This is a genomic window from uncultured Mailhella sp. (assembly GCF_944324575.1).
In the GTDB taxonomy this organism is placed as follows: Bacteria; Desulfobacterota; Desulfovibrionia; order Desulfovibrionales; family Desulfovibrionaceae; genus Mailhella.
Map to the genome: position 1 here is coordinate 1 of NZ_CALUWV010000033.1, position 25,917 is coordinate 25,917.

The 25,917-nt window shown below is 62.3% G+C and carries 19 protein-coding genes; 9 read left to right on the forward strand and 10 right to left on the reverse strand.

Translation table 11 applies throughout. The features are described from left to right. Window positions 1-252: 252 nt before the first annotated feature. The 4 genes from Q0J81_RS05715 to Q0J81_RS05730 all read right to left on the reverse strand — a co-directional run bounded on the left by Q0J81_RS05715 (window position 253) and on the right by Q0J81_RS05730 (window position 5,179). Window positions 253-1,971: an urease subunit alpha gene (locus Q0J81_RS05715; RefSeq protein WP_294446505.1), complete on the reverse strand. Its 1,719-nt coding sequence runs from the start codon at window positions 1,969-1,971 to the stop codon at window positions 253-255. A gap of 150 nt (window positions 1,972-2,121) precedes the next feature. Next, complete coding sequence (ureB, locus tag Q0J81_RS05720; RefSeq protein WP_294446506.1) at window positions 2,122-2,514, reverse strand: urease subunit beta; 393 nt, start codon at window positions 2,512-2,514, stop codon at window positions 2,122-2,124. Window positions 2,515-2,593: 79 nt separating this feature from the next. Then, window positions 2,594-2,896, reverse strand: coding sequence for an urease subunit gamma (locus Q0J81_RS05725; RefSeq protein ID WP_294446507.1), 303 nt, complete (start codon window positions 2,894-2,896; stop codon window positions 2,594-2,596). Between the two features lie 303 nt (window positions 2,897-3,199). Beyond that, complete coding sequence (locus Q0J81_RS05730; protein WP_294446508.1) at window positions 3,200-5,179, reverse strand: sigma 54-interacting transcriptional regulator; 1,980 nt, start codon at window positions 5,177-5,179, stop codon at window positions 3,200-3,202. 281 nt (window positions 5,180-5,460) lie between these two features. Here Q0J81_RS05730 and Q0J81_RS05735 point away from each other — a divergent pair, with 281 nt between their 5' ends. The 6 genes from Q0J81_RS05735 (at window position 5,461) to Q0J81_RS05760 (ending at window position 13,252) form a co-directional block, all read left to right on the forward strand. Further along, window positions 5,461-6,312 carry an amidohydrolase family protein gene (locus Q0J81_RS05735; protein WP_294446509.1) on the forward strand — a complete coding sequence of 284 codons (852 nt, stop codon included), beginning with the start codon at window positions 5,461-5,463 and terminating at the stop codon, window positions 6,310-6,312. 108 nt (window positions 6,313-6,420) lie between these two features. After that, a complete protein-coding gene (locus Q0J81_RS05740; RefSeq protein WP_294446510.1) occupies window positions 6,421-8,361 on the forward strand; it encodes an NAD(P)/FAD-dependent oxidoreductase in 1,941 nt (646 codons plus the stop codon). 83 nt (window positions 8,362-8,444) lie between these two features. Then, window positions 8,445-10,328, forward strand: coding sequence for a TRAP transporter fused permease subunit (locus Q0J81_RS05745; RefSeq protein WP_294446511.1), 1,884 nt, complete (start codon window positions 8,445-8,447; stop codon window positions 10,326-10,328). A gap of 65 nt (window positions 10,329-10,393) precedes the next feature. Then, window positions 10,394-11,392, forward strand: coding sequence for a TAXI family TRAP transporter solute-binding subunit (locus tag Q0J81_RS05750; protein ID WP_294446512.1), 999 nt, complete (start codon window positions 10,394-10,396; stop codon window positions 11,390-11,392). Between the two features lie 82 nt (window positions 11,393-11,474). Next, the gene (locus Q0J81_RS05755) at window positions 11,475-12,341 is read left to right on the forward strand and encodes an amidohydrolase family protein (RefSeq protein WP_294446513.1); all 867 of its coding nucleotides are present in this window, start codon (window positions 11,475-11,477) and stop codon (window positions 12,339-12,341) included. Window positions 12,342-12,412: 71 nt separating this feature from the next. Further along, window positions 12,413-13,252: an amidohydrolase family protein gene (locus Q0J81_RS05760; protein ID WP_294446514.1), complete on the forward strand. Its 840-nt coding sequence runs from the start codon at window positions 12,413-12,415 to the stop codon at window positions 13,250-13,252. A 234-nt stretch (window positions 13,253-13,486) separates the two neighbouring features. Here the strand turns inward: Q0J81_RS05760 and Q0J81_RS05765 are convergent, their stop codons facing one another. The 3 genes from Q0J81_RS05765 to Q0J81_RS05775 form a co-directional block, all read right to left on the reverse strand. Then, complete coding sequence (locus Q0J81_RS05765; RefSeq protein ID WP_294446516.1) at window positions 13,487-14,539, reverse strand: M23 family metallopeptidase; 1,053 nt, start codon at window positions 14,537-14,539, stop codon at window positions 13,487-13,489. A 71-nt stretch (window positions 14,540-14,610) separates the two neighbouring features. Further along, window positions 14,611-16,707, reverse strand: a complete 2,097-nt coding sequence (locus Q0J81_RS05770) for a ribonuclease catalytic domain-containing protein (protein WP_294446517.1) — start codon at window positions 16,705-16,707, stop codon at window positions 14,611-14,613. 258 nt (window positions 16,708-16,965) lie between these two features. Then, complete coding sequence (locus Q0J81_RS05775) at window positions 16,966-18,240, reverse strand: IMP cyclohydrolase (RefSeq protein WP_294446518.1); 1,275 nt, start codon at window positions 18,238-18,240, stop codon at window positions 16,966-16,968. 239 nt (window positions 18,241-18,479) lie between these two features. Between Q0J81_RS05775 and Q0J81_RS05780 the strand changes: the two genes are divergently transcribed. Then, the gene (locus Q0J81_RS05780) at window positions 18,480-18,821 is read left to right on the forward strand and encodes a hypothetical protein (RefSeq protein WP_294446519.1); all 342 of its coding nucleotides are present in this window, start codon (window positions 18,480-18,482) and stop codon (window positions 18,819-18,821) included. A 255-nt stretch (window positions 18,822-19,076) separates the two neighbouring features. Here Q0J81_RS05780 and mutM read toward each other — a convergent pair whose 3' ends face one another. The 3 genes from mutM to recA all read right to left on the reverse strand — a co-directional run bounded on the left by mutM (window position 19,077) and on the right by recA (window position 24,221). Further along, window positions 19,077-20,030 (reverse strand): bifunctional DNA-formamidopyrimidine glycosylase/DNA-(apurinic or apyrimidinic site) lyase, encoded by a 954-nt coding sequence (gene mutM, locus Q0J81_RS05785; protein WP_294446520.1) that lies wholly within the window; start codon window positions 20,028-20,030, stop codon window positions 19,077-19,079. A 185-nt stretch (window positions 20,031-20,215) separates the two neighbouring features. After that, window positions 20,216-22,870 (reverse strand): alanine--tRNA ligase, encoded by a 2,655-nt coding sequence (gene alaS, locus Q0J81_RS05790; RefSeq protein ID WP_294446521.1) that lies wholly within the window; start codon window positions 22,868-22,870, stop codon window positions 20,216-20,218. A 250-nt stretch (window positions 22,871-23,120) separates the two neighbouring features. Continuing rightward, window positions 23,121-24,221 carry a recombinase RecA gene (recA, locus tag Q0J81_RS05795; protein ID WP_294446522.1) on the reverse strand — a complete coding sequence of 367 codons (1,101 nt, stop codon included), beginning with the start codon at window positions 24,219-24,221 and terminating at the stop codon, window positions 23,121-23,123. Window positions 24,222-24,417: 196 nt separating this feature from the next. Between recA and Q0J81_RS05800 the strand changes: the two genes are divergently transcribed. Together Q0J81_RS05800 and Q0J81_RS05805 are read left to right on the forward strand one after the other, a co-directional pair. Continuing rightward, window positions 24,418-25,479, forward strand: coding sequence for a tRNA(5-methylaminomethyl-2-thiouridylate) methyltransferase (locus Q0J81_RS05800; protein ID WP_294446523.1), 1,062 nt, complete (start codon window positions 24,418-24,420; stop codon window positions 25,477-25,479). A 46-nt stretch (window positions 25,480-25,525) separates the two neighbouring features. Beyond that, the coding region (locus Q0J81_RS05805) for a pyridoxal-phosphate dependent enzyme (RefSeq protein WP_294446524.1) at window positions 25,526-25,917 on the forward strand (392 nt) is incomplete at its 3' end.

Genomic DNA, 25,917 nt, shown 5'->3' on the forward strand with positions numbered 1-25,917 from the left:
CGGCGAAGCCCTGCCCCGAAGCGTGCAGGCCTCGAACCCGTACAGCGTGTCCTGCCGAGACGGGCCTTTGTGCCTGCGGCGTAACGCACACGCCCGCCCGAAGATGTTCCGGCATCCTGCCTTCAGGCGGATGCCGCGCGAGGGGCCGGGCCGACGCAGTTCACCTGCGGCGAAGCCCTGCCCCGAAGCGTGCAGGCCTCGAACCCGTACAGCGTGTCCTGCCGAGACGGGCCTTTGTGCCTGCACGGCCTCTTAACTGAAGAAATACAGCTGGGCCAGGCTGGCATTTCTGACCGGAGGCACCGTGACGTGCACCCCGTCCACCATGACGGCGAAGGTTTCGGGATTGACCTCGATGTGCGGCGTGAGGCTGTTTCGCACCATGCACTGCTTGGTCAAACTGCGTATGCCGCGCACGGCCTCAAGATGACTCTTCAGGCCGAGCTTTTCGCCTATGCCGCGCTCCATGGCCGCCTGCGAAGTGAAGGTGTAGCGGGTGGACTGCAGGCAGCGCCCGATGGAACCGAACATGGGCCGGTAGATGACGGGCTGCGGCGTGGGCAGGGAGGCGTTGGGATCGCCCATGATGGACCAGGCTATGGCCCCGCCCTTGATGACCATGTAGGGCTTGGCGCCGAAGAACTGCGGCTGCCAGAGCACGAGGTCGGCCACCTTGCCCGTTTCCACGGAGCCGATGAGATGGGACACGCCCTGAATGATGGCCGGGTTGATGGTCACCTTGGCCACGTAGCGCAGCACGCGGAAATTGTCGTTGTCCGCCGAGTCTTCGGGCAGCTTGCCGCGGGCCGCCTTCATGGCGCTTGCGGTCTGAATGGCGCGAATCCAGTTTTCGCCCACGCGTCCCATGGCCTGGGAATCGCTGGCAATGCAGGAAATGGCGCCCATGTCGTGCAGCACGTTTTCCGCCGCTATGGTTTCGGGACGCACGCGGCTTTCCGCAAAGGACACGTCGGAGGGAACGTTGTGGTTCAGGTTGTGGCAGACCATGATCATGTCGAAAAGTTCCGCCTGCGAGTTCACGCCGAAGGGCAGCGTGGGATTGGTGGAACTCGGCAGCACGTTGGGCTGTCCGGCCACGCGGATGATGTCCGGGGCGTGACCGCCGCCCGCGCCTTCGGTGTGGAAGGTGTGAATGACCCGGCCTTCCATGGCGGCTATGGTGTCTTCCACGTATCCGGCCTCGTTCAGAGTGTCGGTGTGAATGGACACCTGCACGTCCATCTTGTCCGCCACGGAAAGCGCGGCGCGGATGATGGCGGGCATGGCGCCCCAGTCCTCATGGATCTTAAAGCCGCAGGCTCCGGCCTCTATCTGCTCGCGCAGAGGATCTTCATTGTAGGCGTGGCCCTTGCCGAGAATGCCGAGGTTCACGGGCAGCGCCTCGGCCGCCTCCATGATGCGGTGGATGTTCCACGCACCGGGCGTGATGGTGGTGCCGTTGGTGCCGTCGGACGGGCCGATGCCGCCGCCGAAAAAGGTGGTGATGCCGTTGGATATGGCGGTCTGCGCCTGCTGCGGGCACACGAGATGCACATGGGAGTCGATACCGCCCGCGGTGAGGATGAGATGTTCGCCGGAAATGGCGTCCGTGGCATTGCCCACCACGAGATGCGGATCCACGTTGTCCATGATGGCGGGGTTGCCGGCCTTGCCTATGCCGACGATGCGGCCGTCGCGTATGCCCACGTCGGCCTTGATGACGCCCTGCACGGCGTCGATGATGGTGGCGTTGGTGATGACGAGGTCGAGCACGCCGTTGTCCCGCACGGAACGGGAGTCGCCGCCCTCGCCGGCGCGCAGCGTCTTGCCGCCGCCGTAGATGACCTCGTCGCCGTAGCCGCGCAGGTCTTTTTCAATTTCCACATAAAGATCCGTGTCGCCGAGCCTGATTCTGTCGCCCACGGTGGGGCCGTACAGGCTGGAATACTCCTGTCTTGAAATCTGGGGCATGTCGCATTCCTTGCTTTGGAGCCGTTTTCATCGGGAAAATGCCGTGTTCCGGCATGGCGGCGCGCTTTTGCGCGCAAAACCATCCGCATGGTGCCGAAACGGGTGAGACGGCACGTCTGGGCTGACGGGAGAAGATGAACGCTCCGGCGCTCAGAGCTTCGCGCTCTTGAATCCGAGCGCGAGGGCTCTTGCTATCTTCACCGCCTTGCCGTGCTCGTCGCCGGTCCAGGCGTCCACAAGATTGTTGAAGCCGTATACGCCGGAGAGCCCGCCGTAGGGCACGAGCGAAACCGTTTTCTCGTCGCCCGGCTCAAAACGCATGGCCGTGGTGGAAGGAATGTTCAGTCTCATGCCGTAGGCTGCGGCGCGGTCGAACTCGAGCGCACGGTTGACTTCAAAAAAGTGGAAATGGGAGCCTACCTGAATGGGACGGTCGCCGGTGTTGCGCACCTTGAGCGTCACGGAAGGCCTGGACTCGTTGAACGTGATGGGGTCTGCGGCGAAAATGCATCCGCCGACGGGAGCCTTGGGCGAATCTGCCATTGCTGTGCCTGCCTGTGTTGTGCCGGGACAAGACCCGGCGTGAAGGAAACGAACCCTCTGCCGGAACGAAAGGTGCTTCTCAGCTTATGGGATCGTGCACAGTGACCAGACGGCTGCCGTCCGTGAACACGGCCTCGAGCTGCACAAAGGGAATCATGTCGGGAACCCCCTCCATGACCTCGTCGCGGGTGAGCGCCTTGCGCGCGTCGTTCATGACCTCTTCCACGGTCTTTCCGGCGCGCGCGCCCTCAAGAGCCGTGGCCGTGATGATGGCCACTGCCTCGGGATGATTGAGCTTCAACCCTTTTTCCCTGCGGCGCTGCGCCACTTCCGCCAGGGACAGCACCATGAGCTTGTCGATTTCTCGCGGGGTAAGGTGCATGGGACCTCCTTCTGATAGAGATGAAGAACGGCGTTCTGCCGCTCTTTGTCATCACCGTATCGGGAGGCCCGTGAGAGGGATATTGTAATAATGTTCCGCGTCGTGAGAAAAAGACGGGAAAAGAAGAGCCCGGCGGAACACTCCGGAACGCGGTACGTACGCTCCCCCCCGGAGCCCGCCAAAGGACGCGCAGAAAAAGGCCTTCGCGCCAGGAAACACGTTCAGTTCCGAAGACGAAGGCATGAAAAGCAAAAAGGGGGAACGGCATGATGCCGCTCCCCCTTCACGCACAGGGCGTGTCCGTCATTTTCTCCACTCGTTCACGTTGATGCCGAGACGCTTTATTTTAAGGTACAATCCGCCGCGCGACACGCCGAGCAGCGCCGCCGCGGCCCGCATGTTTCCCTTCGTGGAACGAAGCGCCCCTATGATGCTTTCCGTCTCCCTCGCGGCCAGAAGACCGGCTTCGGAAGAAGGTCCGCTGCGGCCCGGAGAGAAGCACGCTTCCGTCTCGCCGCTCCGGAGTATGGCGGCCGGCAGACAGGACTCGTCCACGAACTCCCCGTCCTTCACGATGTTGACCATGCGCTCCACCATGTTTTCCAGCTCGCGCACGTTGCCCGGCCACTGATAGCGTTCCATGCGGAAAAGCGCACCTTCCGTGAAGTCGGGCACGGTCTTGCCCATGCCGAGGGCGAACTTGTGCAGAAAATGCCGGGCGAGCAGCGCCACGTCGCCCCGGCGTTCGCGCAGAGGCGGCAGACTGATGGGAAACACGTTGAGCCTGTAATACAGATCCTCACGGAAGGAACGGTCGCGCACGGCCTCCTCGAGATTGCGGTTTGTGGCCGCCACCACGCGCACGGAAACGATGCGGCTGTACTTGCCGCCCACCCTCGTGACCTCGCCGTTCTGCAAAAGACGCAGCAGCGACACCTGCGCATCGAGCGGCAGCTCGCCTATTTCGTCAAGAAAAATGGTGCCGCCGTCCGCAAGCTCGAACTTGCCCGGCTTTCCGGAACGGCTCGCCCCGGTGAAGGCCCCCTCGCTGTAGCCGAACAGCTCGCTTTCCACGAGATTGCGCGGCAGCGCGCCGCAGTTCACCGTTACAAAGGGATGGGATGAGCGGGGACTGGCGTTGTGTATGGCCTGCGCGAAAAGCTCCTTGCCCGTACCGCTTTCGCCGAGCAGCAGCACCGTGGAGTGACTGCCGGCCACAAGCCTTGCCTGATCCAGCACCTCCACCAGTGCGGAGGAGCTGCCGAGTATGCGGTCGAAAGTGTACGAGGGCTTGATGCCGGCCATCTGCACGGCCACCTGACGCATGCGCTTGGCCTCGCGCAGGGTGATCACCCTGCCCCCTCCGGCAAGAGGAAGCACGGAAACAAAGCACGCGAGCGTGTTCCCTCTCTTCAGCGGGAAAAGCATTTCCTGATCCTGAATGTGCGCCCGCGTCTGCAGAAGCTCGTCGAGCACCGCGCCCGGACGCAGCACGTCGCGCAGATTGTCTCCGCGGACCGCAACGCTTCTTCCGAGCATGTCCGAAGCCTTCCTGTTCACGATGTCGATGCTGCCCGAGGCCGACAGCACGAGCACGCCGTCGTCCAGCATTTCCATGATGGTTTCCCGCTGCTGAAGAAGGCTGCGCAGACGCATCTGCTCGGATATGGCGCACACGGCCGCCTTGACCATGCCGAGCGTGTGGGCGTGATACTGCTTGCGCGGCTGGGTGACGTTGAGCACCCCTATGAGCCTGCCGTCGTGGGAAAGGATGGGCGCGGCCGAACAGCTCCAGCACTCTCCGCTGAACCGGAAGTGCTCCGCGCCTATGATCTCTATGGGACGTCGTTCGGCAAGACAGGTGCCTATGCCGTTGGTGCCGCGGGCCTCTTCCGTGTTGATGCTGCCCACCAGCGCGTCGGGATAGTAGGCCTTGTGGGACACGCGGTTCGATATGTAGAGCGTCACGCCCTCGGCGCTCACGAGACTGAGCGCGCTCACCGCCTCCTGAATGGTGGAGAACATCTGATCAAGAATGTCCTTCGCGCAGACCATGAGATCGGCGTTTTCCTCAAGAATGGCCGAGAGCGCCTTGTCGCTCACCCGCGGGCGCTCCTTTATGCCCGGATCCACATGGGCGGCCACGCTGCGTTCCCACGAACGAAGAATCATGTCGGACACCACGGAAGCGTCCACCTTCCCGCCGGCAAGAAATATGCGCTTCTGCTCCACGATGGCCTTCTGCCGCTCCTCGGACTGCAGATAACTGTCCTGACTCACCATGCTCATCTCCATGTCCTTTTTGTGTCAAATATCATGACACACAAGTTCTTGACATGTCAATTTAATGGACATGAACAAAACGGAACAATATTTTTAAATTGACAAAAATTTAAATAAAAATAATATGTTATAAAATTATTCGTTTTGGCACGGCTTTTGCTATGGAAAAAGGCAGAACCCGTATCGGGGCGTACGCCGCCGGATTTTCAGCCCGTTCGGGGCTTCCGGCCCCCGTCCCGTTCTTCACGAACCTCTTTTCCAAAGCCATAAAAGGAACCGTCATGATCATCGACTTCCGCGTCCGTCCTCCCTACAAGGGCTATCTCAACACGTTCAACTTCCGCAAGTCCGCTCCCGTCACCGACCCCACCAAGGAAACCATATTCTCCATCGGCAAGCGTCCCAACGTGTCGGCCATTGAAGGTTCCATTGAGATGTTCGTCGGCGAAATGGACGCCACCGGCACGGAACGCGCCGTCATCATGGGCAGAAAGGCCGACAACTTCGGCGTGGTGGACAACGCCGAAATCTACGAGCTGAGCCAGAAGTATCCCGGCCGCTTCATCCCCTTCGCGGGCGTGAATCCCAACCTGCCCGGCATGATCGAGGAAATCGAGAAGTGCGCCGGACTCGGATTCCGCGGCGTGGGCCTCGACGCGGGCTGGCTGCGCAAGCCCCTGCTCTACGATGATCCCATCTTCGACCCCATCTTTGAAAAGTGCCAGCAGCTCGGTCTCATCGTCTCCCTGACGAGCAGCTTCATGCTCGGCCCCGACCTCACCTACTCCGACCCCGACGCCATTCAGCACGTGGCTCTGAAGTATCCCTCCCTCAAGATCGTCGTTCCCCACGGCTGCTGGCCTCACGTGCACAAGGCTCTCGCGCTCGCCATCCGCTGCCCCAACGTGTACCTCATGCCCGACTGCTACCTGTACATCCCGAACTTCCCGCTTTCCGAAGAATACGTCATCGCGGCCAACACCTATCTGAAGTACCGCATTCTCTACGCCTCGAGCTATCCCGTGCGCTGCCTTGAACAGGCTCTGGAAGGCTGGAAGGCAAGAGCCTTCACCGACGAGGCTCTCAAGAACACCCTGCACGACAACGCCGCCCGCCTGCTGGGAGAAATGTAGCATCGGCGGCCTGCCCCGCGCAGACCGGAAGTCCCGCGGGAGAAACGTTTCACGCCATGAGCCGCCTTCTCCCGCGGGACGGACTCACAAACCAAAACAGGAAAGTCCATGCATACCATCAGCGTCATTTCCCCGCTGACCATACGCCGCACCACCTTCCGCAACCGCATCGTCATGCCTTCCATGGTGACGAACTATGCGGGAAGAAACGGCGATGTCAGCGAAAAGCTCATCCGCTATCACGAAGCCCGCGCCCGCGGCGGCGTGGGACTGAACATGCTGGAAGCCACCAGCGTCCACGACTCCGGACGGAGCTACTTCCCCGGCGTCAACATCGCTTCCGACTACTACGTCAGAGGCCTTTCCCATCTGACGCATGCCATCCATGAAGCCGGAGGTCTCGCGGGCGTTCAGCTCAATCACGCCGGCCGTCTCGTCCGCCCCGACGCGTCGGGTCAGTCCATTCCTCTGGTTTCCTTCGTGCCCGGACGCACGCCCTATGAAAACTCCAGGGTGCTGGACACGGACGAAATATACATGCTCATCGACGCCTTTGCCGAAGGCGCGAGAAGAGCCCGGGAAGCGGGATTCGACGTCATAGAAATCCACGGAGCCCACGGCTATCTCATCTCGCAGTTCATGTCGCCGCTGTTCAACCGCCGCACCGACGAGTTCGGCGGCTCCTACGAAAAACGCATGCGCTTTCCCCTTGAAGTGGTGCGCCGCGTCCGCGAGGCGGCGGGCGAGGACATGGTCATCTTCTTCCGCCTGAGCTCCGACGAATTTCTGCCCGGCGGCATCACCGTCGATCTTTCCTGCCGCATTGCCTGCGACGTGGCCGAAGCGGGCGTCGATCTCGTGCACGTGAGCGCCGGTCTTTCCGAATCAAACGAATTCACCGGGCCGCCACCCTGCCTGCCCGAAGGCTGGAACGCCGAAAGCGCCGGACGCATACGCGCCGCGCTTGACGGCAGAGCCCTGGTATCGGTGGCCGGGCGCATTCTTACCCGCGAGACGGCAGACCGCATTCTCTCTTCCGGTCAGGCCGACATGGTCACCATGGGCCGCGCCCTCATTGCCGACCCCGATCTGCCCGTCAAGCTCATGGAAGGCCGCGACAAGGACATTCTGCCCTGCGTGGGCTGCAACGAAGGCTGCAACGGCAGTCTCGGCCAGCGCAAGCCCATCGTGTGCGCCGTCAATCCCCGCACCGGCAGCGAAGGCATACTTCCCACGGCCCCCGTTGCCTCGCCCCGCAGCGTCGTGGTCATAGGCGCAGGCCCCGCCGGCATGGAAGCCGCTCTGAGCGCCGCCGCCCGCGGCCACCGCGTCACGCTCATGGAAAAGAGCCTCGAGCTCGGCGGTCTGCTCAACGCCGCCGCCCTTCCTCCCCACAAGGACGTGCTCGTCCGTCTGAAGAACTGGTTCGTGCGCGAACTTGAGAAGTCAAACGTCACCGTCATGAAGGACCATGCCGCCACGGTGCAGGAACTGGCGAACATGAAGCCCGACGCCATTCTCGTGGCCACGGGCAGCGGAGCCGTCCGTCCCGGATTCGCCGCAGAAGCCATGGCCGCAGGCGTCGCCGTGACGGCCGAAGACGCTCTGAGGCACACGCCCGAGGGCAGCAGCGTCCTCATTCTCGGCGGCGGTCTCGTCGGCTGCGAGACGGCCGAAGCTCTCGCCATGCTCGGCAAGAGCGTCACCGTGCTCGAACTGCGCTCCGCGCTCGCGCCCGACATGCATCCCAGGGCCCGCAAGTTCCTGCTGAAGAGTCTGCGCGAACACGGCGTCAGATTCCTGCTCAATACGCAGGTCATGAGCATGAACGGCGAGGGCGTCGTCACCGTCAAGGACGCCTACGGCAACGAACGGGCGCTTCCCCCCTGCGACGCCATCGTGCTTGCCCTCGGCTACAGGGCGAACAACGCGCTGTGCCAGGAACTGGCCGCCGCGGACATTCCCTTCACGCCTCTCGGCGACTGCGTGCGGCCCGGCAAGATCATGGACGCCATCCATGCCGCCCACCGCGCGGTCTGCTCCCTGTAACCCCGACCTTCCAACCTTTCCCGCGCCGTCCGACCGCAGCATGACGGGCGACGCGGGAAAAAGACGTTTCTTCCGGAGTCCGCATGTTTGAACGTAAGAAGCTGCGCCCCATCATTCTCGCTCTTGCCACGATTCTGTGCATATTCCAGCTGTGCACGTCGCTCGGCATCGTCATCCTCGACCCCATGGTCATCCGCTCCGTTCACGTGGGCATCATTCTCGCGCTGATCTTCCTCTGGCGGCCGCCGGTGCACGAATGGAAGAAGCATCCCCGTCCCGAACCGCTCTGGGTGCTGGCATGGGATCTCTTTCTTCTTACCTTCAGCGTCGTGGCCTGCGGGTACATCGCCCTCTATGAGCCCGAACTTGCCGAACGCATGCCTCAGGTCGACGAAGTCGAACCGCTGCAGATCGTGCTCGGCGTCGGTCTCTGCTTCTGCATCATGGAAGCCGTGCGCAGAGTTTCCGACTGGTCGCTCGTCATCGTCACCCTCGTGGCGCTGGTCTACGCCTTCTTCGGACATCTTCTTCCCGGCAACCTCGGTCACCTCTATCTTGAACTCGACCGCATCATCGAATCCCTCTACCTGCTGAGCGACGGCATCTGGGGATCCTCCATCGGCGCTTCCGCCAGCGTGATCTTCCTGTTCATCCTCTTCGGCGCCACGCTGGACAAGGTGGGCTTTTCCAGCGTGTTCATCGACCTTGTCTGCCTGCTCACCAAAAACGCCAAGGGCGGCCCTGCCAAGGCCGCCATTTTCGGTTCCGCCCTGTTCGGCTCCGTGTCCGGCTCCGCCGTGGCCAACGTGTACGCCACCGGCATCTTCACCATTCCGCTCATGAAGAAGGTCGGCTACAAGCCGCACTTCGCCGGCGCCGTTGAAGCCGTGGCCTCCTCCGGCGGCCTCATCATGCCCCCGGTCATGGGCTCCATCGCCTTCGTCATGGCCGAATACACCAACGTGAGCTACCTTGAAGTGTGCAAGGCCGCCCTTCTGCCCGCCATACTCTACTACGCGAGCCTCTTCATGATGATCCATTTTGAGGCCCATCGCTCCAACATCGGCACCACGCCGCCCGAGCTGATCCCGCCCAAGAAGGAAATCCTCAAGAAGCTCTATTATCTCCTGCCCCTCATCATTCTCATCGGCACCATGCTTGCCGGCCGCAGCGTGGTCTTCTCCGCCGTGTCCGGCACGGTGAGCGCCCTCATCCTTTCCTTCTTCCGCAAGGATACCCGCCTCACCGTAGGCAAGGTCTTTGAAATTCTGGAAAACACGGCTTCCAACATGCTCATGATCGCCGCCTGCTGCGCCTGCGTCGGCATCATCATCGGCGTCGTCACCATGACGGGCTTCGGCTTCGGCTTCGTGAACATCATGACCGAGCTTGCCAAGCTGAACATGACCCTGTTCCTCATCATCCTCATGATCGCCTGTCTGCTCTTCGGTCTCGGTCTTCCCAGCCTGCCCGCCTACATTCTCGTGGCCACCTTCGGAGCTCCCGTGCTGGTGCAGACCGGCGTTCCCGTGCTGGCCGCCCATCTGTTCGTCATGTACTTCGCCATCACCTCCGGCATCACGCCTCCCACCTGTCAGGTGGCCTTCGCCGGCGCCTCCATCGCCGACGCTCCGCCCATGAAGACCGGCTGGACCGCCTTCTATCTGGCCATTGCCGCCTACATCGTGCCGTTCGTGTTCATCTTCAACCCCGCCATGCTGCTCATGGGTGAAGTGCCCGTCGTCATCATGGCCGTCATCACCGCCATCATGGGCGTGGTGTGCCTTGCCGGCGCCGTTCAGGGCTGGTTCATCATCAGCGCCACCTGGCCGGAACGCGCCATCCTCATGGTGGCCGCCGTCAGCCTGCTCATTCCCGGCGCCTTCAGCGACGCCATCGGCGTGACCGCCCTCGCTCTGGCTATCATCTCGCAGCTCTTCCGCAAAAAGCGCGTGCAGCACGCGTAGATTCCCTGCCGCCCGTCTTCGGGCGGCAGCCTCTTCGACAACGACTGAAAACCAAGGAGTTTCTCATGAACGCAAAACGTCTTTTCTCCACGGCCGCAGCTCTCGTTCTGACCCTCAGCCTCGGCGTGACCGCAGGCTACGCGGAAGACAAGTCTCCCGTCAGCCTCCGAGCCGTGGGCGGTGCCAACATGGGCGGCACCTGGAACGTCGGCCTCGCCGGCATAGGCAAGCTCGTGAACGACCGCTATCCCGGCAGCACGTTCAACATCCTGCAGGGCTCCTCTTCCTCCAATCCCATGCGTCTGGAAGCCAACTCCGGCGACATCACCGTCACGCAGAGCCTGAACACCTACTCTGCCGTCACCGGCACGGCTCCCTACAAGAAGAAGATGAACAACCTGACCTCCATCGCCAATCTGCGCGATCTCACCCGCTTCCACGTGATCTGCTCCAAGAAGATTCCCGTGGATTCTCTCGACGAGCTTCTGGCCAAGAAGATCCCCTTCAAGCTCGACCGCGGCAAGCCCGGTCAGATGCATCATGAAATAGGCAAGCGCATTCTCGCCGAATACGGCCTGACCTATGACGACATCGAAAAGTGGGGCGGCAACGTTTCCGGCGTATCCAACAACGACCTCGTCAGCCTCATGCAGGACGGCACCATCGACGTCGCCTTCAAGGTAGGTGCGGGCGAACCCAGCCAGCTTCAGGAAATGGTGCTCAGCGCCGACGTGAAGTGGCTCAGCATTTCCGAAAAAGTGCTCAAGGCCGTCGCCGAAAAGTCCGGCCTCAGCGTGGGCGTTCTGCCCGGCAGCTTCTTCGGCGGCGCCGTGGGCAGAGACATCCCCTGCCTCGTCGACAACTCCGTCATCATCATGCGCAAGGGCGTGTCTGAAGAAGACGCCTACAAGGTCACCAAGTCCCTCGTGGAAGGCTACAAGGAACTCGCCATCATTCAGCCCGCCTGGAACACCATGGATCCCAAGACCATGGCTACCGACATGATCCTGCCCCTGCATCCCGGCGCGGAAAAGTACTACCGCGAAGTCGGCCTGATCAAGTAATGCTCTGCGGGGCGGCACCGGCCGCCCCTGCCTTTTTCTCTCACAGCGACGGGGTTCATCCCCTTTTCATTCAAAGGATTCAATGATGGTTATCGACTTCCGCATCCGCCCTCCCTACAAGAGCTTCATGGACCTCAAGATCGTCAAGAACTGGCAGAACGTGGTTCCCGCCACGCCCAAGGACGTGCGCCCCACCGGCTTTGAACGCCGCCCCGTCCCCTCCGTGGATCAGGCCGACATCGATCTCATGGTCAAGGAAATGGAAGAGGCCGGCGTCGTTCACGGCGTGATCATGGGCCGCCAGACCCGCAGCGCCGTGTACGGCGACACCGACAACGCCCACGTCTACGAACTGACGCAGAAATACCCCGGCCGCTTCACCGGCTTTGCGGGCATCTCCCCCCATTCTCCCACCGCGCTGGAAGAAATAGAAAAGTGCGTGCGGGACTGGGGCTTCAAGGGCATCGCCATCGATCCGGGCTGGAACGCTCCGGCCATCTACGGCAACGACCCGAAAATGGAACCCATTCTCGACCTCTGCCAGCAGCTCGGCGCCATCGTCAGCGTGACCATGAGCGTGTACGGCGGACCGGACCTTTCCTACACCGATCCTACGCCCATGCTGCCGCTCATCCGCAAGTTCAACAAGGTGAACTTCGTGTTTGCGCACGGCTGCTGGCCCAAGGTGCAGGAAGCCGTGGGCGTCGCCCTGCTCTGCAAGAACGTGTACCTCTCACCCGACGCCTACTTCTACGTGCGCCACATGCCCATGTTTGAAGCCTATGCCCATGCGGCCAACTCCTTCCTGAAGTACCGCTTCCTGTTCGCCTCAAGCTACCCCATACGCGGCTTTGCCCAGTGCATAGAGAACTGGCACGAACGCGGTCTGGAATACGAGGCGCTTCAGCGTTCCCTCTACGACAACGCCGCCGAGCTGCTCGGCCTGTGATTCCCTGCGCGCCGTCCGTTCCCTGATGCCCGGACGGCGCGCAATTCTCCGGCTCAGGAAGGAGAACACGCATGATCATCGACGCCCGATGCCGTCCCATGTACGACGAGTTTCTCAGGCAGGTGGAAAATCCCACCGGCGTCACCGCAAGAATGGGCATGGACATTCCGCCGTCCGTCCGCGCCAAGTCCGAAACGCTCATGCTGAAGGAAATGGAAGACGCCGGCATAAGCATGGGCATAGCCCCGGGCCGCAACGGTCATTTCCGCTACAACGTCAGCAACGACTGCGTCGTCGACATGGTGCGGCATTTCAAGGGAAAATTCATCGGCATTGCCGGCATCAACCCTTCAAACCGCGAACAGGCCATCAAGGACATCGACACCTACGTGGTCAACGGTCCGCTCAAGGGCGTGAACATCGAACCCGGCTCCATGAGCACGCCGTGGTACGCCAACGACCGCCGCATCTATCCCATCTATGAGAAGTGCTCGGAACACAAGATTCCCGTCATGCTGATGATAGGCGGCAGAGCCGGCCCCGACACCACCTACAGCGACCCGAAAATCATCACCAACATTGCCCGCGACTTCCCCGACGTGAACTTCTACGTCTCGCACGGCGGCTGGCCCTGGGCTCAGGTGCTGCTCGGCGCCTGCTTCTGGCAGACCAACATCTTTCTCGGGCCCGACATGTACCTGCTCACGGGCGTGGGCACGGCCGACTACGTCGCCGCGGCCAAAGGCTTCATGCAGGATCGCTTCCTGTTCGGTTCCGCCTATCCGCTCATGCCCTTCAAGCCCTGCGTGGACAAGTTCATGGAGCTGTTCGGCGACTCGGAAGTTCTGGACAAGATTCTCTACAGGAACGCCGCCAGACTCTTCAACATTGATCTCACTTCCGTCGCCTGACGAAAAGGCTCCAGCCTTCCGATGAAGCAGGCTTCCGTCTCTCAGACGGATGCCGGAAGGCCCGGGAAAGACCGGAATCCCGGGTCTTCCCCTTTCTTCATCCGCCCTTCGGCGGCAAGCCTCCGCGCCCGCAGCGCAGGACAGAACAACGCCCGACACTATCCACTCGTGCCGGGCGTTGCTTCATTCCTTTTCCTGTCAGAGAAAAAAGGCGGCAGATGCGACCTCTCGCCGCTACTTCTTCGCCGTGCTCTGCTTTGTCTTTGTCGAGGACGTCTTTTGCGAAGACGTCTTTTTGACGGCGGTCTTCTTTGCAGAAGAGGTCTTCTTCGAGGAGCTGACCGACGATTTTTTGCTCGACGAGGTCTTGCGTACCGAGGACTTCTTCGTTTTCGAGGAAGTCTTCGTCGCCTTGCTCTTGGAGCTCGAACGCTTGGACTTTGAGAGCGCCTGACGGGCTGCGGCGGCGTCCGCCTCCGTGCCCTTGGTGACCACCTGCTTGGGCGTGGGCAGATAGGTCATGGGATTCATCTGCCTGTTGTCGAGAAGAAGCTCAAAGTGCAGGTGCGGCCCGGTGGAACGACCGGTAGAACCCACGCGTCCTATCATGAGTCCCGGGGCCACTCTGTCGCCCTTGTGCACAAGTATCTGGCTCATATGAGCATAGCGGGAAACAATGCCGTCATCCTGCTGTATCTCCACCATGTAGCCGTAGCTGCGGTGATACTCCGCACAGATGACCACGCCGCTGCGAAACGCCATGATGGGCGACCCCAGAGGGGCGCGTATGTCTATGCCCTTGTGAGAACGACGGGACGAACGCCGCACGCCGTAGGGCGAGGTGATGCACACGGTCTCTCCCGTGGAACAGAGCGCCGCCTTCGTATTCAGCTCCGCCAGACGTCGCGCCTCGCTGCTGCCCGGCTCCGGCATGTTCCACTGTCCCCCCTCGCTCATGCCTCCCTCCATCTGAAGAAGACCGGAAGGAAGCTGCCAGGAAGAGGGATCCGAAGTGAGTTCAAGGGAGTCGCCGTAGGGCGCGCGATGCTCAGCAAGCTCGGAAACGCTGAGAGAATCGCTCTCCACCAGCGTTCCCGGAGACATGGTGGCCAGATACAGTTCCCTGTCGAGCGCAAGGGTCGAGTCAACGTCCTTCTCTTCCTGAGAAAGCGCATTGTCCATGTCCGGCAGGGCGTCCTGCTTTTTCGGCGCGCAGGCAGATAGGCCCGTGCAGGCCACAAGAGCGCAGCACGTCACAAGAGAAGCAAACCTTCGGGCTGACGACATTCTTTCTCCTTGGAACTTCCAGAAAAAGATTCGCTGTTGTGTCACGCCTCAACGGAACGCGGCCCAAAGGCTCAGCATTCCCTCACGTCAAGGATGACGGCCTCATTTCTCAGGGGATTCACCTTGCCGAGGCGAACGTGCAGTTCCTGCCCGGGAAAGACCTTTTCTCCGAAAAGCGAACGCTTGCCGCGCAGGCCGAGCTGTACCTCAGGCAGGCTCACGCTTACCCACATGTCGTTTTCCTCCGCCACTTCGGCCTTCCAGCAGCACTCATCGCCGTGGGCCCTCGCCTGCTGCTGAATGTAGAGATACTTCCAGTAGCGCGGACGGAAGCGCTGTACCTGCCCTGCGGCCTCAAGGCGTATGGAAAGATGCATGAGCATGTCCGAAAGCTCCTCGCGGGACCAGCGCACGCTTCCTCGGGTGAGCACGCTCAGAAGCTGGGCCTCATTCACCAGGTCGGTAAAGCGGCGGAGCGGCGAGGTGACGGGACTGTAGGCCGAAAGCCCCATGCCCGCGTGCGGCCTCGGCACCACGTCGAGCGAGGCGGCCACGAGAATGCGCACCACCCGGGCAATGTCCGGCGCGCTCTTCCACACGCCGGCGTATTCTCTGGGCACGGCCACGTCCTGCGTGCGGAAAAGCAGGGGCACGTCGTTCTTCACGGCCCATTCCGCCAGCACGGCGTTGGCCACCACCATGAGCTCGGCCACAAGAAGCTGCGCCCGCGGCGCGGCAGGATACGGCCTCAGCTTCACCGTGATATCCGCGCCCTCGCCCTCAAGCTCGAAGTCTATTTCGGGCCGCTCGATGATCACCGCGCCGTGCTCCACGCGACTGGCCAGCCGCCTGTCGCTCATGGCTGCGGCAAGGCGCAGGGACTCCACAAAGGGCGAAGCGGCGTTCTCTACTCCGTCCAGCGCGGCCTCGCAGTCGGGGTAATTGAGATTTTTCGCCACCTTTATGGTGGAAAAGCGGAAGGAGCCCTCGCCGAGCGTTCCGTCGGGGGCGACGTGCGCGCCCACCACGAGCGCAGGCCTGGCCTGCCCTTCAAACAGACTGAACGCGCCCTCGCCGAGAGCTTCGGGCATCATGTGGCAGTTGCCTTCGGGCAGATAAATGCTTGTGGCGCGATGGAACACGGCCTTGCCGAGAGCACTGTCGAAATTCCAGAACCATGCGGGACAGGCGAGCGCCACTTCCACATCCCAGCCGCCGTCGGCGGCAGAAGCGATGCAAAAGGCATCGTCGATGTCGCGGGTGGTCGCGCTGTCTATGCTGATGAAGACCGTATCCTCGGCGGGCGGCAGACTCCCGCCCTCCTCCACGGCCCGGATGAGCTCCTGCGTTTCCGACTCAAGAGGCTCTTCCCACGCCGTGCCGGACTCATAGTCCGCGCGGTCGAGCCAGAAGTTGTAATGCTCGGGCACAAGTCCCCAGGTCATGGCGAGCAGAAGCGCAAGATGCGGATCGTCGGGCAGTCCCTTGGTCACCTGCTTCCAGAGCGCCTCGTCCTCCACGGTTTCCGGGTCCCTCATGCGGGCACGGAGCATTTTTTCGAGCCTGCCCCGCACGGGCTCTTCCGGCGCTGTGGAAGCATCCGGAGCGGGATGACGGCCTATGCGCGCCTCCCACAGACGACGGAACCAGTCCGCGCCTCCGCACACCATGGCTTCGCGCACGCGCGCAGCCTCCTCGGCCTGGCGACGCGATTCCACTGTGGCGGCATCGTAAATTTCAAATTCCGGCGGCTGAAAGCGAAAATGCGTCTTGCACTGCAGAAGAGCCCTGCCGCAGGCCGCCACGGCGTCGGCGTCGGGACTCGTGTAACCGAGCTCGGCAAACCACTCGGCCGGAGCTCTTTCCATTTCGCCCTGCGCCATTTCCCACAGTTCCATGGGCGCAACTTCGGAGGCCAGGCGTTCGCGACGCTCGCGGTGCCTGTTCAGAAGCTCGACGACCGCATCCTTGCTCTGCGTCGCGGGATAGGAAGGGCCGGCCCAGGGAAGAATGCGCGAAGGAGACAGCGTGGTCTCCCGGCGGTTGGGCAGAAAAAGGCGAAGCTTGCCCTTCTGTTCCTCCATCACCCACGCAATCTGGGGTTCGTTGCCCTGCATGAATTTCACGATACAGCCCGCGGAGGGATTCTGCACAATATGCGATGCCATGTCTCCATTCCTGAAAAAACAAATGTGGTCAGACCGGCCCCGGCAGCCCGGAGGACGCTGCGTCTGCGCGCCGTCGAACGGGAAGGGGGAAGGCCGAAAGTCGGGACAGCCCGAACCTTGCGGGCGGCCTCAAAAAAACGTGCGCGGCCTGCCACGGATGAAAACAGGGTCATGCATCCCCGGTCGCGATGGGAGACATGAAGAGAGGCATCCATGACAATGCCGGGAAAGCTCGAGCCTCCCCGGCATGTTGCGTCATCAGTGTCTGAAGGATCTCTGGCCGGTAAACACCATGGCCACCTGAGGTTCGTGCTCGTTGCAGGCCTGCACCACTTCCCAGTCGCGAATGGAGCCGCCGGGCTGGGCGATGGCGGTCACGCCCTGAGCCATGACGACGTCCACGCCGTCACGGAAGGGGAAGAAGCCGTCGGACACCACCACGGAGCCGATGAGGCCGCCCTTCGCTTCCCGGGTCTCGCGGTTGATCTCTTCCAGCGTAGCCGCGGCTTCGGCGTCGGAAAGGGCCTTCTGCTGAAGCTCATAGAGGGAAAGACCGGTACGCTTGAAGGAAAGCACGTCGGCGTGCTTGGTGTAGGCCTTGTGAATGGCGAGCTCCGCGCAGCCCACGCGATCCTGCTCGCCGGTGCCGATGGCCACGGTGGCGCCGTTGCGCACGAAGATCACGGAGTTGGAGGTTACGCCCGATTCCACGGCCCAGGCAAAGAGCAGGTCTTCCGCTTCCTGTTCCGTGGGCTTGCGCGCCGTGAACACGGTGCCGTCCTTCTTGGTTCCTGTGGCGGGAATGAAGTCGTCCACGCTCATGATGCGGTTGACAAACGACTTCTGCATCACGATGCCGCCGTCGGTGAGGCTCTTGAAGTCGAGCATGGGAACGCCGCACAGTTCGTCGAGATGCGCAAGACCGGGCAGTTCGAAAATGCGCAGGTTCTTGCGGCCCTTGAGCACGTCCACCACGCCTTCCTCAAAGGCGGGAGCGGCCACCACTTCAAAATACTGGGAAGCGATGAGCTCGGCGCACTTCATGTCCAGCGGACGGTTCACCACCACCGCGCCGCCGAAGGCGGCGATGCGGTCGCACCAGAAGGCGTTGTTCAGCGCGTCGAACAGATTGTCGGCCCATGCCGCGCCGCAGGGATTGTTGTGCTTCAAAATGGCGGCAGCGGGCTTCTTCGTGAGGTACTGCAGAATGTTGCAGGCATTGTCCACGTCGGTGAGGTTGGTCTTGCCCGGATGCTTGCCGGACTGCACCATCTGCGCTTCGGTCAGCGCGGACACGATGCCCTGACGGGGCGAGCGCCACTTGAGATTGGCCACCTTGTTCTCGCCTTCCACGAATTCATACAGAGCCGCGGGCTGGTCGGGATTTTCACCATAGCGCAGGCCGCGAACTTCGCCGCCCATTTCCCAGGTGCGCTTGTGATAGGTAAGCACGCTGTCTCCCAGCGTGATGGTCATGGTATCGGGGAATCCGTCCGCAACAATGGTGCGGTACATATCTTTCAGCTCGCTCATGTCAACTCCGCCTCGGCGATAAAGATGTTGGGGAGAACCGTCCGCGGCACGGGGCCGCGAGGCGAGGGAACAGACGTCGTCCGACATTCGTTCCTTGGGGAGTTTATCTTTTTATCATAAAAAACGCCTGCGGGCAAATTGCCGCGTGACCGCCGTCCCGGGGGAAGTGACGCAGAATTCATTTGCCCGCGCCGTCCATGCGGGATATAAGCAAGGCGACTTCACAAGCGAGGAAGACAATGGAAAACATGCTGCTCAAAATGGCCCGTCAGCTCAACGCCATGGACGAGGCTTCTCTCATGGCCCTGTGGAACAAGTACATGCAGCGCGTGCAGAACTTCGACGCGTCCCGGGAATGGGAGGAAGCGACCATCGTGCTTTCCCTCATTCAGTCCGTGCGTGCCAAGAATCAGCTCTTCAATACCAGGTGGGAAGAACGCGAGGCGCTCAGGCACTCGCCTGTCAGGGAAGAGAACCCCGACGGAATGAGCCCGTGGCGACGCTTTCCCCCTGCCGGAGAAAAGCCGGACTCCCGGCCGAAACGGAAAGCCACGGTGCATCAGTTCCACCCGCTTCCCTGACCATCCGCTCACCTCTTCGGCGCTCCGTCTTCTGCGGAGCGCCTTTTCTGTCCGCAAAAGACAGGACAGACTGACACTTTACGCTCCCACAGAGAGCTTCATCCCGCGCCGACTTCGGCACGGCAGCGCGGGCAAGACTCTTCCCTGACTTCCGACGCTCCAGCCCGGACGACGAAAAGGCGGAAAAGGCCTTTTCCCTGCCCCTGAAAAAACAACCCTGCGCAGCTTTCTCCGGGGACGGTCCCTCCCGGCCCCTTACTTCTTCTGACAGTGTGCGCACCACACCGTGGCGCGTCCGGCCACGCGGCCGGAGGCGAGCTTCCGACCACACGAAACGCACTTCTCCCCCGCTCTGCCGTACACGCGAAAGCGGTTCTGGAATGCGCCCACGTCGCCCCTCGCCGTGCGGTAGTCCCGGATGGAACTGCCGCAGTCGCGTATGGATTCAAGCAGCACGTCCACAAGCGCATGACGAAGCCGGAAAAGACGCTCCGTCGAAAGCGACTTCCCCGGATCGTCCGGACGTATCCCTGCCCGAAACAGACTCTCGTCGGCGTAGATGTTGCCCACGCCCGCCACCACGGACTGATCGAGCAGAAGCGCCTTCACCGCCCGGCCCGAGGAAAAGCGCGCGGCAAATGCCTCGTCCGAAACTTCCAGAGGCTCAGGCCCGAGCTCACGCCAGAACTCCCATCGCGCCATTTCCCGCGTCGAAAGCGCCCGAGCCTGCCCGAACTTGCGGGTGTCGTCGAAGAAAAGAAGCCTGCCGTCATCGAGCGTGAAGACGACGCGCGTATGCTTTTCCGGCGCCGTTTCCGGCGGATACACGAAAAGGCGCCCCGTCATGCGCAGGTGAAAGGCCAGCGCCGTCACCTCGCCGGGCTCTTTTCCGTCAAGCGATGGACGGCCGCGCACAACGCCCCCCGCCGTATAGACGAGCGGCCAGAGCGAAGCCTCGGAAGGCGCGGGAATCTCCGTCTCCGGGCATGAGGCAGGCAAAACGGCCGCCTCGCGGGAAAGATGCAGCAAAAGCAGCTTGCCGCGCCTGCCCGCGGCCGTGATCACGAATCCCCCGTCCGCAACCTCCGGGGCCGGCACTTCGCCCTGCCACGTTCCGGGGTTCAGCACGGTCACGGCCGTGATGCGCCGCCCGCACACCTGCGGCGCGAGCGTGCGCGCCACGGTCTCCACTTCGGGAAGTTCCGGCATGTCTTCTCTCCCTGCGTTGAAAACGACGGACGGACTCCTCCCGACTCAAAAGCGACAACGGGCCGGGCGGTCATGCACGGTTCCGCCCCGCTCCCGCTCCGGCGATCTCCTCCGTCCGTTCCGGGAATCCCCGGAAAAAGACAAAGGGGGAAGGAGCACTCGCCCCTTCCCCCGATGAAACCGGACTAACCGGCAATCTTCTGCTTCAGAATCCTGAAGGCCTCGTCGATGCCCTCGACGTTGCTGCCGCCGGCCTGAGCCTGGTCGGGACGGCCGCCGCCGGAGCCGCCGATGGCCGCGGCCACGTCGCGGATGAGCGCGGGAGCGGTGAAGCGGTCATGCAGGTCCTTGGACACGTAAAGAATCATCTGCGCCTTGCCGTTGTCTTCCGCCACGAGACAGGCCACGCCCGAAGGCATCTTGGAACGCACGTCGTCCATCATTTCGCGAAGCGCCTTCACGTTCACGGCGCCGGCCTTCACGGCCAGCACCTTCACGCCGGCAATCTCCTCCACGGCGGACATGACGTTGCCGCGGCTTGCGGCCTGCGCCTTGTCGAGTTCCTTGTGCAGAGCCTTGATTTCCTTCTGCATGGCTTCCACGCGGGAGGCGAAGTCGGAGGAGCGAACCTTGAGCAGAGAACCTATGGCATTGAGCTCGGCGCGGCGTTCGGCCATGACCTTGTAGGCGTTCCAGCCCGTGGCGGCCTCAATGCGGCGCACGCCGGCGGCCACGCCGCCTTCGGACAGGATGACGAAGGAACCGGCCTGACCGGTGCGGGAAAGATGCGTGCCGCCGCAAAGTTCCATGGAGCAGGGATCGGCGTCTTCGGCTCCCATGCTCACCACGCGCACCTTGTCGCCGTACTTTTCATTGAACAGCGCCATGGCGCCGCACTTCACGGCTTCGTCGTGATCCATGACGCGGGTGGTCACGGGGTAGTCGGCCATGATCATGGCGTTGACCTCGCGCTCCACGGCCGCAATTTCCTCATCGGTCATGGCCGCAATGTGGGTGAAGTCGAAGCGCAGATGGTCAGGGCCCACGGAGGAACCGGCCTGATGCACGTGGCTGCCGAGCACCTTGCGAAGCGCGGACTGAAGAAGATGGGTGCAGGAATGGTTGCGGGCCGCTGCCACGCGGTCGCCTTCGGTGACTTCCAGAGCCACTTCCTGCTCGGAACGGATGACGCCCTCGGTCACTTCGATCTGCTGCACGGTGAGCGTGGGCATGGGCTTCAGGGTATCGATCACGCGGGCCTTGCCCTCTTCCGTGGAAATGAAACCGGTGTCTCCGCTCTGACCGCCGGACGCGCCGTAGAAGGGCGTCTGAAGCGCCACAAGGTAGCCCTTTGCTCCGCCTTCCAGCTTGTCCACGGCAAGCGTGTCTTCATCGAGAAGCGCCACGATGCGGCTGTCGGCCCTGAGCGTGTCGTAGCCCACGAATTCCGTCTGCATGCCTTCTTCGAGCAGGCCGCGGAAACGGGCGGCGAGGTCCTTTTCGCCGGAGCCCTTCCACGCCGCGCGGGCGCGGGCGCGCTGCTCCTGCATCTTTTCGGCAAAGCCTTCCTCGTCCACGGTGAATCCGCGCTTGTAGGCCACGTCGGAAACGATGTCGAGAGGGAAGCCGTAGGTGTCGTTCAGACGGAAGGCCACCTCGCCGGGAATCACGGTCTTCCCTTCGGCGGCAAGCTTTTCAAGCTCACCGTCGAGCATGGCAAGGCCCTTGTCGAGCGTCACGCGGAAGCGGTTTTCTTCCTCGAACACCACGCGGGAAATGAATTCGGCGTGTTCGCGAAGTTCGGGATAGTCGTCGCCCATGACTTCCACGACCTTGCCCACGGTCTTGTAAAGGAAGGCTTCGTGCAGGCCCATGAGCGTGCCGAAACGCAGCGCGCGGCGGATGAGGCGGCGCAGCACGTAGCCGCGGCCTTCGTTGGAAGGCAGAATGCCGTCGGCGATCATGAAGGCGGCGGCGCGGCTGTGGTCGGCAATGACGCGCAGCGCGGTGTCCACGTCGTTGGTGTCGGGAGCGGAGAAGCTGTACTTCACGCCCGCAATGGAAGCGGCGTACTGAATGATGTCCTGAAAGAGATCGCAGTCGAAGTTGGAACGCTTGCCCTGACACACGGCGGCAATGCGCTCAAGGCCCATGCCGGTGTCGATGTTGGGATGCTCGAGCGGCACGCGCACGCCGGGTTCCTTCTGGTCGTACTGGGTGAACACGAGGTTCCAGATTTCAAGGAAGCGGTCGCAGTCGCACTTGCCTATGCCGCAGTCGGGGCCGCAGGCCATGTCTTCGCCCTGGTCGATGTAGATTTCCGAGCAGGGACCGCAGGGGCCGGTGTCGCCCATGGTCCAGAAGTTGTCCTTCTCGCCCATGCGGGTGATGTGATCGGCGGGCATGCCGGCAATTTCCTGCCACAGGTTGTAAGCCTCGTCGTCGTTCTCGTACACGGTGACGTAGAGCTTTTCGGCGGGAAGATGCAGCTCCTCGGTGACGAACTTCCACGCAAAGGTAATGGCTTCGCGCTTGAAATAGTAGGCAAAGGAGAAGTTGCCCAGCATTTCAAAGAAGGTGTGATGACGGGCGGTGCGGCCTACGTTTTCAAGGTCGTTGTGCTTGCCCGACACGCGCAGGCACTTCTGCGAGGTGGCCGCGCAGCGGTAGGAGCGGCGCTCCTGACCGAGATAGAGCTTCTTGAACTGCACCATGCCGGCGTTGGTGAAGAGCAGCGTGGGGTCGTCCTTGGGCACGAGGGAAGAGGACGGCACTATGGCGTGACCGTTCTTTTCAAAGAATTCCAAAAATTTGTGACGTATTTCCTTGGCAGTGAGCATATATTCTCCCGATGGGCCGCCTCGCGGCCCTCATAAGGACGGGGGAAGAATCTTCTTCCCCCGCAACATTCCGTTTTTCCGAGCCGGAAGACCGAAGCGAAACGCTCCCGTCTTCGCGCCCGCGTCTCCCGAAGGAAGACGCTCCGCGCAGAAAGCGCGGCCCGCCCGGGCCCTAGGCCGGGCGGAAATGTTCAAAAACGCCGAAGTCTCCTCCGCTCCTTTTGCGAAAGCTCCGGCGCGCCGGAGCGGTCTAGTAGCCCTCGTCGTAGCTGTCCTCGTCGCCGGGCACGCCCTCGTCCTCGACGGGCGCGGACGAAGCGGAAGCGGTCATGTCGAGGCCGACGCCGAGATGTTCCTTGACCTTGGCTTCTATTTCATCGCGCAGGGCGATGTTCTCGTTGAGCATGTCGCGCACTCTCTCGCGGCCCTGCCCCAGCTTTTCGTCGCCGTAGGCGTACCAGGCGCCGCTCTTGTCCACAATGCCCGCGTCCACGGCCATGTCGAGTATTTCACCGGCGCGGGAAATGCCCGTGCCCCAGATGATGTCGAACTTGGCTTCGCGGAAGGGCGGGGCCATCTTGTTCTTGACCACCTTCACGCGGGTAAGGGAGCCGTAGGCCTCGTCGCGGTCCTTCAGGGTCTGCACGCGGCGAATGTCCATGCGCACGGAGCTGTAGAACTTGAGCGCGTTGCCGCCGGTGGTGGTTTCGGGGCTGCCGTAGCCCATCTGCCCGATCTTCATGCGTATCTGGTTGATGAAGATGACGCAGGTGCGGGACTTGTGGATGGTGCCGGTGAGCTTTCTCATGGCATGCGACATGAGGCGGGCCTGACTGCCCACCTGGGTTTCGCCCATGGCGCCGTCGAGTTCGGCCTGAGGAATGAGGGCGGCCACGGAGTCGATGACCACAATGTCCACCGCGCCGGAACGCACCAGCATGTCCGCAATGTCGAGGGCCTGCTCGCCGTGGTCGGGCTGCGAAATGAGCAGCTCGTCGGTCTTCACGCCGAGCCTTGCCGCATAGGAGACGTCAAGCGCGTGTTCGGCGTCGATGAAGGCCGCCACGCCGCCCATCTTCTGGCATTCCGCGATGATGTGCAGCGTGAGCGTCGTCTTGCCCGAAGATTCGGGGCCGTAGATTTCGGTCACGCGGCCGCGCGGCACGCCGCCGATGCCCAGCGCCAGGTCAAGGCCGAGGGAACCGGTGGGAATGACCGGCACATGCACGTGCGCCCCGTCGGACAGCTTCATGACCGCGCCCTGACCATACTTTCTCTCAATGGTGCTGAGGGCTGTCTTGAGCGCTTCGCGGCGGGCATCTTCCGCGGAAACAAGAGGCTTCTTCGCCATGGATGACATCTCCTGAATTAGAGAATATTGCCGCGCGGCTCGTGGAGCGCAGGACTCCGCGCAAAAAGCGCACGCCGTGCGGAAGGGCCCCTTTCCGAAAAGGAAAGGACCCCAGACAGGGAACCTTAGCAAAAGCCCGTCCGGGGAGCAAGAGAAACACTTGCCAGCGCGCCGCATACCATCTATCTAAAGAGTCATGAAAAATTATGACGGCATAGCGCTCTTTTCCGGGGGCCTGGACAGCATCCTGGCCGCCCGTCTGCTTATGGAACAGGGCAGGACCATCAAATGCCTGCACTTCTACTCGCCCTTTTTCGGCCATCCCGGCCGCGTGGAGCACTGGCAGGAGGTCTACGGCCTCGACATCACGGCCATGGACGCTTCCGCTCCCTTCGTGGACATGCTCAAAAAGGGCCCGGCGCACGGCTTCGGCAGCGCCATGAACCCCTGCGTGGACTGCAAGATTCTCATGATGAGCCTCGCCAGAACGCACATGGAAGAATACGGCGCAAAGTTTCTCGTGTCCGGCGAAGTGCTCGGTCAGCGCCCCATGTCGCAGCGGCGCGACACGCTCAACGTCATCCGCCGCGACGCCGACGTGCGCGACATTCTGGTGCGCCCCCTCTGCGCGCAGCTTCTTGACCCCACAAGGCCCGAAGAGGAAGGCCTCATCGACCGCTCGCGCCTTCTCGCGCTGAACGGCCGGGGCCGCAAGGAACAGCTCGCCCTTGCCGAAAAATTCGGCATACGGGAAATTCCCACGCCCGGCGGCGGCTGCAAGCTCACGGAAAAGGAAAACACCCGCCGCTTCTGGCCCGTGCTCTCCCGCATCGACGCCCCGGACGTGAACGACTTCAGGCTCGCCGACGTGGGCCGTCAGTTCTGGCACGACGAATTCTGGCTCACCATAGGCCGCCACAAGTTCGACAACGAAATCTACGCCGACCTCATCCGCGAAGGCGACGTCCACTTCAAGGTGGCCGGATTCCCCGGCCCCATCGCGCTCGGCAGAAGCTCGCGCCCGTGGAGCGCGGAGGCCGTGCGCGAGGCGGCCTCGCTTGTGGCCTCCTATTCCCCCAAGGCCTGCCGCGCCTCCGAGGAAGGGCAGCGGATAAGCGTGCGCGTGACCGTGAACGGACAGACGAGCCTTGTGGAAGTCGTCCCCAGCCGGGAAACCGCCTTTCATGAACCCACCTGGGAGTGCGCGCGCGACGAGTTGCACGCCCTGCGCAAGCCCGGAAAATCCAGCGAAGCATAACAGCCGCACAAAGGCGCGCAAAAGGCGCGCACAGGAGAGATCCCCGATGTCCACCGAACATCCGACCCCCGCAGAGTATCTGCGCAAAATACTTCTTTCCCCCGTGTACGACGTGGCCCGCGTGACGCCGCTCGAGTACATGGAAAAACTTTCGGAGCGCATGGGCTGCCGCGTCAGCCTCAAGCGTGAAGATCTCCAGCCCGTGCACTCCTTCAAGCTGCGCGGCGCGTACAACAAGATTGCCAGGCTTCCCGAGGAAGCAAAGAAGCGCGGCATCATCGCCGCCTCGGCGGGCAACCATGCCCAAGGCTGCGCCCTCTCCGGCGCCAGGCTCGGCGTGAAGGCCACCATCGTCATGCCGAAGACCACCCCCGACATCAAGGTAGATGCGGTGCGCCGCTTCGGCGGCAACGTGGTGCTCTTCGGCAACAGCTTCGA